This is a genomic window from Pseudomonas sp. TSRC2-2 (assembly GCF_049897785.1).
Lineage (GTDB): Bacteria > Pseudomonadota > Gammaproteobacteria > Pseudomonadales > Pseudomonadaceae > Aquipseudomonas.
This window is the reverse complement of the sequence record NZ_JAFCWZ010000001.1, coordinates 358,432-371,629: the sequence shown is the minus strand read 5'-3', so window position 1 is coordinate 371,629 and position 13,198 is coordinate 358,432. Positions and strand designations below refer to the sequence as shown.

Sequence of the window (13,198 nt, the reverse complement as noted above, 5' to 3'; positions counted from 1 at the left end):
TCCTGACAGATCAACAATCGATTCAGTGGCTCGTGGCCGGACGAGCCGCCGCAACAACGGCAGTCTCGTCCCCAGGCTTTGCCGGGGTTTTACCTTTAGCGCCAGGCCCTGTACGGGCGAAGAAGATCACTACCGCAGCGATCAGGGATGTCGCCGCCAGGCCATACAGGCCACCCTCGATGGAGCCTGTGGTTTGTTCGAGAATGCCGAACGCGGTCGGCGCGACGAAGCCGCCAAGGTTGCCGATGGAATTGATCAGCGCGATCACCGCCGCAGCGATGCGCGCATCCAGATAGCTCTGTGGAATCGGCCAGAAAAGCGCCGACGCCGCTTTGAAGCCGATGGCCGCGAAGCAGATGGCAACGAAGGCAAACACCGGCCCGCCAGTGGTCGACATGAACATGCCGAAGGCTGCGATCACCAGCGTCAGCGCGACCCAGGCCTGCTGGAATTTCCATTTACCGGCCATCGCTGCGAAACCGTACATGGCGATAATCGAGATGATCCACGGAATGGAGTTGAGCAGCCCGACCTGGAAGTCGCCGAGATTGCCCATCTTTTTGATCATGCTCGGCAGCCAGAACGTCGCGCCGTAAATGGTCAGCGCGATGGAGAAATAGATGAAGCAGAACAGCGCGATTTGCCGGTCGGCCAGCAGCTTGAACATCGACGGCCTGGCGACCTGCACTGCTTCTCGGGCGCGCTGTTCTTCGGCGATCGCCGCAACAAGCGCTTCACGCTCCTCCTCGCTCAGCCATTTGGCTTGACGCGGGTGCGATTGCAGCCAGAACCAGACGAATGCGCACAACACCACCGACGCTGCGCCTTCGATCAGAAACATCCACTGCCAACCGTGCATGCCCAACCCGCTGACATGCAACAGCGCACCGGACACCGGGCCGGAAATGACCGAGGCAATCGCCGAACCGCTGAGAAACACCGCCATGGTTTTGCCGCGCTCGGACGCTGGCAGCCACTGGGTGAAGTAATAAATAATTCCCGGGAAGAACCCGGCCTCGGCCGCGCCGAGAATAAAGCGCAGCACGTAGAAGCTGGTTTCACCTTGAACAAACGCCATCGCCATGGCCGCAGCGCCCCAGGTGAACATGATCCGGGTCAGCCAGACCCGCGCGCCGTAGCGCTGCAACAGCATGTTCGACGGCACCTCGAACAAGGCGTAACCGATGAAGAACAGCCCGGCGCCAAGTCCGTAAGCCGCTGCGCCGATACCCAGATCGGTCTCCAGATGGCTGCGCACGAAGCCGATGTTGACCCGATCGATGTAATTGACGATGAACATCACCACGAACAGCGGCAGCACGTGGCGTTTGACCTTGGCGGCGGCGCGGGCAAGTACCGTGATGTCAGGCGGACTTTGAACGGTTTTCAAGGGGCGACTCCCGATCTTGTTTTTTTAGGGATGACTTGAAGCGATGGGCCGATCATGGATGCCGCGCATTGATCCCGTCTAATCTAAACTGGCATTCGATTGATACCTGGATTAGATCAATGTTCGAACTTACCCAGCTGCGCTGCTTCACCACGGTCGCCACCGAACTCAACTTTCGCCGCGCCGCCGAACGGCTGAACATGACCCAGCCGCCGCTGAGTCGGCAGATTCAGCTGCTGGAGCATCACCTCGGTGTAGAGCTGTTCACCCGCAGCACCCGCAGCGTTGCGCTGACGGCGGCGGGCCGGGCTTTTTTTGTCGAAGCGCAGAACCTGCTGGAGCGTGCCCAGCAAGCGGCAATCACCGCCCGCCGGTTTGCCGAGGGTGACATCGGCTCGGTGAATATCGCGTTCGTCGGCAGCGCGGTGTATGAGTTTCTGCCCAAGGTGATCGCCGAAGCGCGACTGAAACAGCCGCAAGTGAAAATCGATCTGGCAGAAATGAACACCTATCAGCAGCACGAGGCCTTGCGCGCCCGCCGTATCGACTTGGGCATTGCCCGGGCGCCATTGCAGGAACCGGGTTATGCCACCGAATGTTTGGTGCGTGAACCGTTCGTGCTGGCGGTGCCGAGCGGGCATCGATTGGCAAACACGGCTGACGTGTCAGTGGGTGATCTGGATAAACAGCCGTTCCTGATGTACTCCCACGAAGCCTATCCACCGTTCAACGAACTGTTGACCGGCACCCTGCGTTCAGCGCGGGTGGCACCGGATTACGTGCAGTGGCTGGGCTCATCGCTGACGATTCTGGCGTTGGTCAACGCTGGCATGGGCCTGGCGCTGGTGCCGCGCTGCGCAACCAGCGTGGTGTTCAGGAATGTAGTGTTTCGCGAAATCGACCTGGGCGAAGGAGTGCAGAGCGAACTGCATCTGATCTGGCGGGAGAACAATGACAACCCGGCATTCGCGATGTTGCTGGAGGCGATTCGCCGGGCGGTGGCGCTGGGTTGGGGCTGAGAGTTATCGTGGCAGTCCATATTTGAGCGGCGGCGGAGCGCTCGGTGCTTTGATCAGCGGCTCCTCCAGCGGTTTGCCGTCCGGCCCCTTGAAAAGACGTTCGTATTGTTTTGGCATTAGCTGCGGCGCTCTGGCGGGTGTCATGAGCGCCTGCACGATCTGACCAAACGTATCCGGTCGCTTGAACGCCGTAAGTGAATAGAAGACCCAGGCCGATAGAAACCCGGGAATGAGGTACTGCAACAGCGGAATGATTTCCTTGACCAGATCATCCATGATCCGAGGCTCCTTTTCGTCATGCCGGCCCATCACCGGCCGACATTCAAAGCCTAGTCGAGGATTTTGCAGCGCCTCGCAGGCAACTGTCACAGACCATTGCGGCGGTCAGCCGGAGCCTCCATCCCATGAAAAAAGGCAGACACCGGGCTTCGGTGCCTGCCTTTTTGCGAATCAAGCAGCTGCCTACAGGCAGTCACGCACCGATTGGCGCAGCGACCCGGACTTGGCCCATGGCGGCCCCTGGTAAAGGGACACTTTGCTGCCGTCCTTGTACTTGACGATATCGAGAATCTCATCGGCGGTGATGATGCTTGGGGCGGTAATCCGGTAGCCATTGGAAATCGACATCTGTGATGTCCTGGCGACGTCCTTCTGCCACAACGGTAACAAACAAGCGGCATATTCCCGGGGAGGCTTTTCACTGGTCTTGCTCAGGTTTGGCTCGCCCGGCACCAACGATGCGGGTAATGAGCAACCCGCCAACAAGGCCAGGGTCAAGGTGCCGATCCATACGCGCATGCTGTTTACCTGTTCAGAAAAAACGTGAATGTACCGTTTAACTGCCCGCACATCCATCGTGGCACCCCGCCGTTACGGGCGACTGGACAATTATTTACATCCATTCAGCCGAGCGTCAGATGACCTGGCTGCATCTGGAAAAATGCGGCTACTCTTTTCTACCGAGAATGTTCTGGAGGTGATCATGCGGCTCAATGAATACGAACACGAACTTCAACGGGATTTGCAAAGCGTGGCATCCGATCTGAGATGGTCGGCAGTCGATCTCAAGCGCATCGCTGAACAACTGCGCAAATCCGGCAACGAGGCAGACGCCCAGACTGTATTGCGGTCTTGCGAAATTCTGCAAAGCGACGAGGAAAGATTGCAGATTTATGCCAGGGAGGTAAAAGCCCGAACGATCAGCCGAATCAAGGTTCACTGACACGCCTTAAACAAGAAGCCCCGGTCGAAACCGGGGCTTTTTCGTTACAACGCGTCAACTACCATCGTGGGTTTGCACCTGCCGGGAACGCTTTTTGTAACCGGGAAGCGCCGCGGCGTAGGCCATCGCCTCCTCCCTGCTGGTGAATGACGCCAATCGGTCGCCCTGCGTGCAAACCCGCCATGGGCCGTTGTTCACGCTGAGCACGTCATAGCCGTTCATGTGCAGCTTGTTCAGCATTGGAATGCTCATGAGCACCTCCTTTTTGCCAACGGTGTCTGGGGTACGTACTCACCTTACACCCGGTCCCCGCTCCGGTGTAAACCCGATTGCCACCTGACCCTGTCAATTGACTGGCACTTTTTGCGCTGCAAATAGCTCCCACTTCAAGAGGAACCTTTAAATCCGCCTGCGGCTCGAATATTGCAGTTCAATTACAGTTTTATGACACGCATCTACAAGGTATTCATGAAAGTACGCGCTACCGTCATTTGCGAACAGGACCGCCATATCCTCCTGGTGCGCAAACCCCGCCATCACTGGTCACTGCCAGGCGGCAAGGTCGAGCCCGGGGAAACTCGCGCGGCCGCAGCCGTGCGCGAGTTGCAAGAGGAAACCGGGCTGAATGCCGAGGAAGTGCTGTACCTGATGGATCTGCAGGCGGGCAGTACGCAGCATCATGTTTATGAGGCTTCGGTGGCCAACCTCGATGATGTACGCCCGCAGAACGAAATTGTCGACTGCATCTGGTACCCGCTCGATGCCGTGCACAATCTCGAAACCAATGACGCGACACGGCGCATCGTGCAGGCTTTTCAACGGCGTTTATAGAGGTCAGCCGGCGAAGGCCCGGCGTCCAGCGCTCATTTCAGTGCGCAACTCGGCGATGAAATTGGAAACATCCCGAATCGTGACCAAGTGCTCGGGAGAAACGCCATCAAGCAAGAGTTCGACACGCCCGCTGCCCGGCTCATACACCTTGATTCGCAACAGACCCTGTCCGTTCGGTGTGCAATCACACTTGTACGTGGGAAAGCCTGACTCGACGATGCGGCAAATATCGGCAATGGCAAGCATGGACGGACGCCTCGCAGGCGGAGAATTGACCCATCGAGCATAGTTGCACGACGTGTTATTTGCCCGGCCCGCAAATGCCAAGCCGATCACAAATTGCGCGCTCCACTCAGTGCGCGTCCTGATCCCAAATCCAGTTCCACATGCCGGGCAGAGTCACGGGTTCAGCGCTTTGCTGGACCGTACGCGCCAGCGCTGCTTGTTCCAGCGCAGCCTGATCGTCGTAGAACGGCTTGTCCGCCAGCTTGACCCCGGTCGCCGCGGCGCTATCGAGCAGAATCTGCAGATACTCTCGCGTGTGTCGTGCCGTGTAGCGATTGAGATCATGGAACGTCACCACCACCGGAATCACACCATCCACGGTCGGCAGTTGGCCAACAGCGATGCGTTCCCGTACTTCGGATAACTGCCGCAACATGTTTGCGCGGCGCCGCGGGCTGGCGTTAAAACCCCAGATCTTGCCGTCGTTGGCACTCAGGTCGGTGAGCAGGACGTGCAAGCCATGTTTCTGATAAGCCGCAAATGTCCGTTTGTCGTAGTTCCAGAATGGCGGGCGCAACAGCTTGGGCGGAGCCCCGGCGATAGCGGCGATATCAGCGCTGCCATCGGTCAGCGACTGCTCCAGTTCTTGTGGGTCAAGCAAGCGATGGTTGGTGTGCCAATGCGTTGCGGTGTGAAAAGCGAGAATATGCCCCTCGGCGTGTTCACGACGCATCAGGCTGCGGCCGATCTCGCTGTTACCTGCCCTCGGCGCTCGGGTCTGCACGAAAAACACTGCTTTGATGTTTGCCTGCGCTGGATTGCTTTTAAGGCTGTCGAGCACCGTGGCCGTCGGGTTCCACAATCCCGAAGCGCTGGGGCCATCATCAAACGTCAGGAGAAAACGTACGGGCGGTCGGGATTGCAGGCGTGTTTCGGTTTGCGCTGTCATCTCGATCGGCGCGGCGATGCAGCCAGCCAGACCCAACGCGATGAGCGCAGCACAAAAAAATTTGCATCCGGATGTCATGTTTTGCCCTGAGTCCGGCCGCGGCCGTCGTGTTGTCGAATGGCAAAACTCCTTCGCCCTTGTCCCTCCCCGCGCCGCTATCGGCGAGCGCAGGTTGGATAAGGTACACAGGGTTTGGTTCCAGTGCTGGTTTTCAGCGCGTCAAGACGTTTTGAAATGAAGTGTCGATAATGCCCGCCGTGGCCAGCGGGGCCGGCAGTGCCTTGACGTTGAACAGGAAGTCCGCCGTGCTCTGCAAATCCGCTGCCGCCTGCTGATCCACCGGCCCGACGGTCATGTGCGCCTGGCGCAACCAGTGCCGCGAGACTTGTTGATCGAGATTGGCCTTCTTCGCCCAGAGGTCGGCGTACTCGTCGGTGTGGTTATCCACCCAGGCGCGCGCCTGTTTCAATCGTGCGAGAAAATCGGCAATCGCCGCACGCTTGCTGTCGATGGAAGGCGTCGACGCAGCGATGGCGCTCAACCCCGGCATCAGGTTTTTCGCGGTCAGAATCGGTCGAGCGCCGGAGAACACGATCTGTTGCGAGATATACGGCTCCCACACTGGAAAGGCGTCGATGCTACCCTGCGGCAGAGCGGCGGCCGCGTCGATCGGCATCAGCTTGACGAAATCGACGTAGTTTTCCGGCAGACCGCCCTGCTCCAGCGCACGCAGGGTCAATTGCTGACTCCAGGCTCCGGGCCAGTAAGCGACTTTTTTGCCCTTGAGGTCGGCGATGGTTTTCACTGGCGAATCCTTGGGCACCAGCAAGGCAATGGTGTCGGGGTTCTGTCGCGATACGCCGATCAGTTTCACGGGTGCCTGCCTGGCAGCAAGGAACAGGAAGCCCGAATCGCCGAGAAACCCCAGATCCAGCGAGCCGGCCTGCAACGCCTCGGCGAGCGGTGCGGCAGCTTGGAAATGTTTCCAGTCAACCGTGTAAGGCGCATCCTCCAACACGCCTGATGCCTCAATCGAAGCACGGATGTTGTAGTAGTTTTGATCGCCGACATGCAGAACCACTGGCTCTGCGGCGTAGGCAAGTGGGGAGGTCAACAAGGCAACGCTCAGCGCGCGGCGGAGCACACAAGAAAGCTTCATGGCGAGTCCTGCAGAAGTGGTTTGCATAGACCTTAACGCTCTTGATTTTTATTTTTAAATTCTAATTTCGCATAACGTAAGCTCGTTATTTTCACATTGGTAAAGGCGATGTTCGGGCGCGGCTAGACTGAAAGCTCCTTGAGGAGATTTCAGCCATGTGCGCAAGACTCGCCCAGTACCACGGGATTCATGATTTCGTGGCGGTGCTGAGCATCCCCGACGCGTTGATCAATCACCTTGGTGACGCGCCGCTGAATCGCTACAACTCAGCGCCCACCACTGCGCTGGCGGTTCTGCATCAGCACGAACAGTCCGTTCATGCCAACGATCTGCGCTGGGGCTGGCGCCCGCACTGGGCGAAGAATCGTGCCGCGCCCATCAACGCTCGGGTGGAAAAAGTCGCCCACGGCGCGTTTTTCAGGGTGATCTGGCGACAGCGGCTGATCGTGCCCGTCGACAACTGGTTTGAGTGGGTTGACAGCGGGGAAAAATCCCGACAGCCCTGGTTGATTCGTCGGGCGGATCACGCCCCGGTTTTCTGTGCTGGCATCGGCCAATTTCCTGCACCGGGAGTTCCACCAAGGGAGGACGACGGATTCGTCATCATCACCGCCGACAGCCTGGGCGGCCTGCTCGATATTCATGATCGCCGTCCCGTGGTCTTCGATGCGCAACATGCTCGTGAATGGCTTGATCCGGCTACGTCACAGGAGCGCGCCGAGCAGATGCTGCTGTTTGAAGGCGAGCCCAGTGATGCCTTCGAATGGCACAAAGTCGGCAAAGCGGTCGGTAATACGCGTAATCATGGTGCGCATTTGATAGAACGCGTCGACTAGATCATTCCTCCCTCCCAGCGTTGTTCAAACGAGCCCACTGCAGAATCCCTCGCGTTACAAAAAGTGTTTCAACCGCGAAACAACGACGCTTGAACAACCTTCGATCTGGCTAACCGCTTGTCTGACATTTGGACAGTCATACATACATTTTCGCGCGCTGCGGATAGGATGCGCGCCGCCTTTCCGATTGGTATACCAATTGACCAAAGAGTCAAAGAAATCAGGAATCCATCAACAACTTTCAAGCCTTGCAGAGAAATAAGTGAGCGACGATTTCGCAATCAAACAGGTCAGCGGCCTGAAGTGTGTCCATCTGTCCAAGACAGAACGCCTGGAACTCGACTGTTTTATCGGCCATTACATCAAGACCCGAAACCTGCACAGCGTGCCCGACATCGAGCGCACCCTGCGCAACACCCTCGAGGGTTATCCCGGCCATCCGCCGGTGATGGTCAATGAACTCAATGCGTGGATCGACAGGACGTTGGGGTACCGAGCAACTCACCCGGACTTCACGCAGCTGGAAGACCTCTGAAACGCAAAGAGCCCCGCTGATGCGGGGCTCTTCGCAGGTGCAATTCAAGGCTTGAGCGGACGCTCCTGATCGCGGTCAGACAGCTCGCGACTGTCGTCGTGCTTCCAGGTTTTTTCCTGCCTCTTTTGCCGCTCGATCTCTTCCTCTGTTGGCTCATCCTGATTCGGACGCGTTTGCTCGTTTGCCATGTCCACCTCACTCAGAACAGTTGATCATCCCCTGAAAGGGTAGAACATTTTTCCACGCCCGAATTCACCCACGATTTCAGCTCCGCACGGCGTACCATAGCGCTCTCCGAACTTACGTCAGGAAGACGCCATGCTGTACCGAATCGCCGCCGACGGGCTGGTGCTGTTTCACTTGTGTTTCATCTTGTTCGTGCTGTTCGGCGGGCTGCTGGTGCTGCCCTGGCCACGGCTACTGTGGCTGCACCTGCCAGCGGCCGCCTGGGGCGTGGCGGTTGAGGTGCTGCACTTGAACTGCCCGCTGACCTATTGGGAAAACCTGATGCGCCACGCGGCCGGGCAGACCGAATACGCCGGCGGTTTTATCGAGCATTACATCTGGCCGATCATCTATCCGGCAGGTCTGACGCCGCAGATTCAATTGGCCCTCGGCAGTGTGGTGCTGGCGGTCAACCTGCTGGTATACGCACGACTGCTTCGTTCGTGGAAACTGCGCCGCGCCCGGCGCATTCCGTTTTAACGCGAGGCCGTTTTCAACGTCTCCAGCCACTGCGGATCGAAGCGTGGCTGGTCTGGATCAAGACCCAGCGCCTGCATTCGCGCCTTGTGCTGTTCGACTTCCTCTCGCAATTGGCCGTGATCGCTGGAATTGCCGTCCAGCTCGTGCATCTGCAGCAATCCGAGGTGGTAGAAACGCAACACCTTCATCGCCGTCGGATCGTTGCGTTGCACCGCGGCGGTTACTTGATGCATCACGTTAGTGATGCTCATCAGGTTGCGTTTGAGGCGCCAGCTGTACACCGCCGGGGCCATCCAGGTCTGGTGCCAGAAACGCCCGCGCAACAGCGCCGCCGTCAGCAGGAATGCCACAAATACGCCGCCAACATTGAAGCGCAGATTATCCCCGTCCGGTTCACCAAACAGAGCCACCGCGACAGACGAAAACAACATGGCCAACAGCAGAAACAGCACAGCGATGATGACTGTGCTGCGGCGGGTCTGCTGACGAAAGGTAGCGGGGTCCATCGGCTGAATCTCGAACATCAAAAATGACTTCCCTGAGTGACAAAAGGCGCAACGCAAAAAACTCGCCGACGCATTATCGCATCGCACAGGGTTTTAGCTATGCTGGGGCTCCTTTTCATCTTTTCAGCGTCCAACGGGGACATGGCGGTACAGCGCAGATCGTGCCATCTTCATTCATGGATACACACTATTCGGGTGCTCTCCGCTGCGTTGCGGATGGCATCGTTTTAAGGATCACTGCATGACCCAACGACACGTAATCAATGCCTCGGTCAGCCCGAAAGGCAGTCTGGAAACCCTTTCTCAACGTGAAGTTCAGCAACTGAGCGAAGCCGGATCCGGCAGCACCTACACCCTCTTCCGCCAGTGCGCCCTGGCTATCCTCAATACCGGCGCGCATGTCGACAACGCCAAGACCATCCTCGAAGCCTACAAGGACTTCGAAATCCGTATTCACCAGCAGGATCGCGGTGTACGCCTGGAGCTGCTGAACGCTCCGGCCGACGCGTTCGTCGATGGCGAGATGATCGCCAGCACCCGTGAAATGCTCTTCAGCGCCCTGCGCGACATCGTCTACACCGAGAACGAACTCGACAGCCAGCGCATCGATCTGAGCAACTCCCAGGGCATCAGTGACTACGTGTTTCACCTGCTGCGCAACGCGCGCACCCTGCGCCCGGGCGTCGAACCAAAGATCGTGGTGTGCTGGGGCGGCCACTCGATCAACACCGAAGAATACAAATACACCAAGAAAGTCGGCCACGAACTGGGCCTGCGCAGCCTCGACATTTGCACCGGTTGCGGACCGGGCGTGATGAAAGGCCCGATGAAAGGCGCAACCATCGCCCATGCCAAGCAGCGCATCCATGGCGGTCGCTACCTCGGTCTGACCGAGCCAGGCATCATTGCCGCCGAAGCGCCTAACCCGATCGTCAATGAGCTGGTGATCCTGCCGGACATTGAAAAGCGCCTGGAGGCCTTCGTCCGTGTTGGCCACGGCATCATCATTTTCCCGGGCGGCGCCGGTACTGCCGAAGAGTTCCTGTACCTGCTCGGCATCCTGATGCACCCGGACAACGCAGGCCTGCCCTTCCCGGTCATCCTCACGGGACCGAAGCATGCCGCGCCGTATCTGGAACAGCTGGATGCGTTTGTCATTGCGACCCTCGGCGAAGCGGCCAAGCAGCATTACGAGATCATCATCGATGACCCGGCCGAAGTAGCGCGCCAGATGAATCAAGGCCTGAAAGCGGTGAAGCAGTTCCGCCGCGAACGTAACGATGCGTTCCATTTCAACTGGCTGTTGAAAATCGATGAGGGCTTCCAGCGTCCGTTCGATCCGACCCACGAAAACATGGCCAACCTGAAACTGCACCGCGACCAGCCACCGCATGAACTCGCGGCCAACCTGCGCCGGGCGTTCTCCGGGATTGTGGCCGGCAACGTCAAGGACAAGGGCATTCGTCTGATCGAAGAGCACGGGCCGTATCAGATCCGTGGGGATGCGGCGATCATGCAGCCGCTCGATGCACTACTCAAAGCCTTCGTCGCTCAGCACCGGATGAAACTGCCGGGTGGCGCGGCGTATGTGCCGTGTTACCAGGTCGTCGCATAACACCAGGCTGTCACACAAAACCAATGTGGGAGCTGGCTTGCCAGCGATAGCGGTCTTTCATTCAACAGAGACGTTGAATCAGATGACGCTTTCGCGAGCAAGCTCGCTCCCACAGGGTTTATGGTGTGGCGTAAATTGTATCCACAACCTCAATCCCCCCTCCGGGAGCAGGCTGCTCGCGAAAAGGCCCAACAGGATCCATCATTCTTTCAGGCTATTCACCAAGCGCCCAGCCAATGCCTTGGCCTGCAACGCCACATCCGTCACCGCCGTACTCTCCCACCACATCCCACGCAATGGCGGGCCCATCGCAAACAGGTGAGAACTCACGCGCCCATCGGCATCGACTACCGCACCGTCCACCGCTGCGATGCCTAACGCCAGAGGCCCCGGCTGCACCAGTCCGCGCGCCAGCAATTGCTGCGGCAATGGCCGAGCGACCCGTCGCCAGTCATATTCGATGCCGCTGGAGTTGATCAGCGCCGCACCGCTTACGACGCAAGTTTCGGCTTCACCGCGCGGACGAATACGAATCCTCACAGCATCGTCAGTGCCGGGCTCAAGCCCTGTGAACGACGCGGCATGAATGCGCAAGCGCCCTTCGTTGTGCAGCCGCTCGATCAATTCGGCACTCAGCGGTGGCGAGCGGTGATGGTGACTCTCCCACCACGGCCGCACATGCCGTACGAATTGTCGACGCTGCACGTCGGTCGCCTGACTCCACAGACGTGCAATATGCGCCCGAACCGTGTCCAGTGGCGCCTGCCAATCGATACCCTGAGCGATGGCGTCGCGACAGTGCCGACGCAGTTCGCGCAACAGTTGGCGGGGTGTGCGGATGCGCTCATCCTGCGCCAGAAAATCTGCCCAGGCCGGCGGTTGCCGGCGCACATGCGGCAGCAGGCCATGCCGGGAGAAGACCTCGATCGGCCCGCAATGCCCGGCCTGCTCCAGCGACACCACGGCATCGACCATGGTCAGACCGGAACCGATGATCAACACGGTGGATTGCGGGGCGAGTTGGCGCATGGTCGCAACATCCCAAGGATCGAGCGCAGCTGCGTTAAGGCCACTGGACTGTGTCTGTGGCGTGCGAGCGGCGGGAAACATGCCGGTGGCCAACACGGCCCGGGATCCGCGCAAAATCCGTTCATCGCTCAAGGTGAGCTGCACTGAACCAGCATCGACTTGCAGGTCGACGGCCTCCGCACGGACGTGTTCAACGAACGAACCTTGCTGCGCGCCGACCGCTCGTGCCTCAGCCAGACGCTGTTGCACATAGACCCCGAACAAACCACGCGGAGGAAACAGTTCACTGACTGGCACATCCTGCTCAGCCGACTCCGGCCAGCCGCCGGCCGCAATATGTTCCCTCAACCACTGTGTCAGGTCGTCGGGATTATCCGGGTCGACGCTCATCCGCGCCGCGTTGCCGTTCAGGGTATGCCCCAGCTCGACCGCGCTGTAAGCCTCACCACGTCCCAGTTCATCACGCGGCTCGATGAGCAGAATCCGCCGTTGGCCAGGCAGGCGTAACAATTGCACCGCCAGCATCGTGCCGCTGAGGCCGCCGCCGATGATCAGGATGTCGTCAGGCTGCTCCATTCAGATCACCACATTGCGCACGAACCACGCTGCGACTTCGCCATCGTTGCGGTAGGAGTGCGGTTGATTGCTGGCGAACATGAAAAACTCTCCTTTATGGATGTGCTGCGGCTGATCGCCCAGCATCAGCGTCAGGCAACCTTCAAACACGTAAATCTGCTCGCTCCAGCCATCGGCATCCGGTTGCGAGGGGTAGACCTCACCCGGTTGCAGGCACCATTCCCACTGTTCGACTTCACGGGTCGCGATGGCTTTGGACAGTAGCACGGCTCTGCTGCCCGCTATAGTGCCCGCCCAGGCCACCTCGTTGATCCGGCTCGGATCGCGCGCCTCGGGCGCCTGAATCAGATCGCTGAAGGCCACCTCGAGCGCTTCGGCAACTCGATCAAGCGTGGTCAGACTGACGTTCTTTTCGCCCGCCTCGATCGCCACCAGCATCCGTCGGCTGACCCCGGATTTTTCTGCCAGCGCGGTCTGGCTCATGTCCGCAGCATGGCGCAGGCGCCGGACGTTCTGGCTGACGTGTTGCAGGACGGAGGCTCGCTGAGTTGAATCTTTGTGCACTATATTGCTCACTCGATGGGGTTGGGCAGTATACTGC

18 protein-coding genes are annotated in these 13,198 nt (G+C 59.0%); 7 read left to right on the top strand and 11 right to left on the bottom strand.

The window, feature by feature from the left end; all coding sequences use genetic code 11:
- Positions 1-22: 22 nt before the first annotated feature.
- Positions 23-1,390 carry an MFS transporter gene (locus ACP7D9_RS01780; protein ID WP_426155292.1) on the bottom strand — a complete coding sequence of 456 codons (1,368 nt, stop codon included), beginning with the start codon at positions 1,388-1,390 and terminating at the stop codon, positions 23-25.
- Positions 1,391-1,509: 119 nt separating this feature from the next.
- On the opposite strand from ACP7D9_RS01780, the gene ACP7D9_RS01775 reads away from it, so the two are divergent.
- A complete protein-coding gene (locus ACP7D9_RS01775; protein WP_101155141.1) occupies positions 1,510-2,409 on the top strand; it encodes a LysR family transcriptional regulator in 900 nt (299 codons plus the stop codon).
- Between the two features lie 3 nt (positions 2,410-2,412).
- Here ACP7D9_RS01775 and ACP7D9_RS01770 read toward each other — a convergent pair whose 3' ends face one another.
- Complete coding sequence (locus tag ACP7D9_RS01770; RefSeq protein ID WP_426155602.1) at positions 2,413-2,685, bottom strand: hypothetical protein; 273 nt, start codon at positions 2,683-2,685, stop codon at positions 2,413-2,415.
- 186 nt (positions 2,686-2,871) lie between these two features.
- Positions 2,872-3,207, bottom strand: a complete 336-nt coding sequence (locus ACP7D9_RS01765; RefSeq protein WP_313004848.1) for a hypothetical protein — start codon at positions 3,205-3,207, stop codon at positions 2,872-2,874.
- Positions 3,208-3,391: 184 nt separating this feature from the next.
- Here ACP7D9_RS01765 and ACP7D9_RS01760 point away from each other — a divergent pair, with 184 nt between their 5' ends.
- Complete coding sequence (locus ACP7D9_RS01760; protein ID WP_101155145.1) at positions 3,392-3,631, top strand: hypothetical protein; 240 nt, start codon at positions 3,392-3,394, stop codon at positions 3,629-3,631.
- Between the two features lie 54 nt (positions 3,632-3,685).
- Here ACP7D9_RS01760 and ACP7D9_RS01755 read toward each other — a convergent pair whose 3' ends face one another.
- Positions 3,686-3,883, bottom strand: a complete 198-nt coding sequence (locus ACP7D9_RS01755) for a DUF2188 domain-containing protein (protein WP_101155147.1) — start codon at positions 3,881-3,883, stop codon at positions 3,686-3,688.
- A gap of 216 nt (positions 3,884-4,099) precedes the next feature.
- Here ACP7D9_RS01755 and ACP7D9_RS01750 point away from each other — a divergent pair, with 216 nt between their 5' ends.
- The gene (locus ACP7D9_RS01750) at positions 4,100-4,462 is read left to right on the top strand and encodes an NUDIX hydrolase (protein ID WP_101155373.1); all 363 of its coding nucleotides are present in this window, start codon (positions 4,100-4,102) and stop codon (positions 4,460-4,462) included.
- A 3-nt stretch (positions 4,463-4,465) separates the two neighbouring features.
- Here ACP7D9_RS01750 and ACP7D9_RS01745 read toward each other — a convergent pair whose 3' ends face one another.
- The 3 genes from ACP7D9_RS01745 to ACP7D9_RS01735 form a co-directional block, all read right to left on the bottom strand.
- Positions 4,466-4,708, bottom strand: a complete 243-nt coding sequence (locus tag ACP7D9_RS01745; protein ID WP_101155149.1) for a DUF1652 domain-containing protein — start codon at positions 4,706-4,708, stop codon at positions 4,466-4,468.
- A 106-nt stretch (positions 4,709-4,814) separates the two neighbouring features.
- Positions 4,815-5,714, bottom strand: a complete 900-nt coding sequence (locus ACP7D9_RS01740; protein ID WP_101155150.1) for a polysaccharide deacetylase family protein — start codon at positions 5,712-5,714, stop codon at positions 4,815-4,817.
- A 133-nt stretch (positions 5,715-5,847) separates the two neighbouring features.
- Positions 5,848-6,795 carry an ABC transporter substrate-binding protein gene (locus tag ACP7D9_RS01735; RefSeq protein ID WP_426155288.1) on the bottom strand — a complete coding sequence of 316 codons (948 nt, stop codon included), beginning with the start codon at positions 6,793-6,795 and terminating at the stop codon, positions 5,848-5,850.
- 155 nt (positions 6,796-6,950) lie between these two features.
- On the opposite strand from ACP7D9_RS01735, the gene ACP7D9_RS01730 reads away from it, so the two are divergent.
- Together ACP7D9_RS01730 and ACP7D9_RS01725 are read left to right on the top strand one after the other, a co-directional pair.
- On the top strand, positions 6,951-7,631 hold the full coding sequence (locus ACP7D9_RS01730) for an SOS response-associated peptidase (RefSeq protein ID WP_426155286.1): 681 nt from the start codon (positions 6,951-6,953) through the stop codon (positions 7,629-7,631).
- A gap of 262 nt (positions 7,632-7,893) precedes the next feature.
- On the top strand, positions 7,894-8,166 hold the full coding sequence (locus ACP7D9_RS01725) for a hypothetical protein (RefSeq protein WP_426155284.1): 273 nt from the start codon (positions 7,894-7,896) through the stop codon (positions 8,164-8,166).
- A 44-nt stretch (positions 8,167-8,210) separates the two neighbouring features.
- Here ACP7D9_RS01725 and ACP7D9_RS01720 read toward each other — a convergent pair whose 3' ends face one another.
- A complete protein-coding gene (locus ACP7D9_RS01720; RefSeq protein ID WP_178081126.1) occupies positions 8,211-8,354 on the bottom strand; it encodes a hypothetical protein in 144 nt (47 codons plus the stop codon).
- Between the two features lie 130 nt (positions 8,355-8,484).
- Here ACP7D9_RS01720 and ACP7D9_RS01715 point away from each other — a divergent pair, with 130 nt between their 5' ends.
- Positions 8,485-8,871 (top strand): DUF2784 domain-containing protein, encoded by a 387-nt coding sequence (locus ACP7D9_RS01715; RefSeq protein ID WP_426155282.1) that lies wholly within the window; start codon positions 8,485-8,487, stop codon positions 8,869-8,871.
- Here ACP7D9_RS01715 and ACP7D9_RS01710 read toward each other — a convergent pair.
- Positions 8,868-9,395 carry a DUF3087 domain-containing protein gene (locus ACP7D9_RS01710; RefSeq protein WP_101155160.1) on the bottom strand — a complete coding sequence of 176 codons (528 nt, stop codon included), beginning with the start codon at positions 9,393-9,395 and terminating at the stop codon, positions 8,868-8,870. The genes ACP7D9_RS01715 and ACP7D9_RS01710 overlap by 4 nt on opposite strands.
- A 223-nt stretch (positions 9,396-9,618) precedes the next feature.
- Here ACP7D9_RS01710 and ppnN point away from each other — a divergent pair, with 223 nt between their 5' ends.
- On the top strand, positions 9,619-10,992 hold the full coding sequence (gene ppnN / locus ACP7D9_RS01705) for a nucleotide 5'-monophosphate nucleosidase PpnN (protein WP_313004833.1): 1,374 nt from the start codon (positions 9,619-9,621) through the stop codon (positions 10,990-10,992).
- A 201-nt stretch (positions 10,993-11,193) separates the two neighbouring features.
- On the opposite strand, the gene ACP7D9_RS01700 is transcribed toward ppnN, so the two are convergent.
- Together ACP7D9_RS01700 and ACP7D9_RS01695 are read right to left on the bottom strand one after the other, a co-directional pair.
- The gene (locus tag ACP7D9_RS01700; RefSeq protein ID WP_426155279.1) at positions 11,194-12,597 is read right to left on the bottom strand and encodes an FAD/NAD(P)-binding protein; all 1,404 of its coding nucleotides are present in this window, start codon (positions 12,595-12,597) and stop codon (positions 11,194-11,196) included.
- Entirely contained in the window at positions 12,598-13,161 is a 564-nt protein-coding gene (locus ACP7D9_RS01695) for a helix-turn-helix domain-containing protein (protein ID WP_426155277.1), read from the bottom strand.
- Between the last annotated feature and the right edge of the window lie 37 nt (positions 13,162-13,198).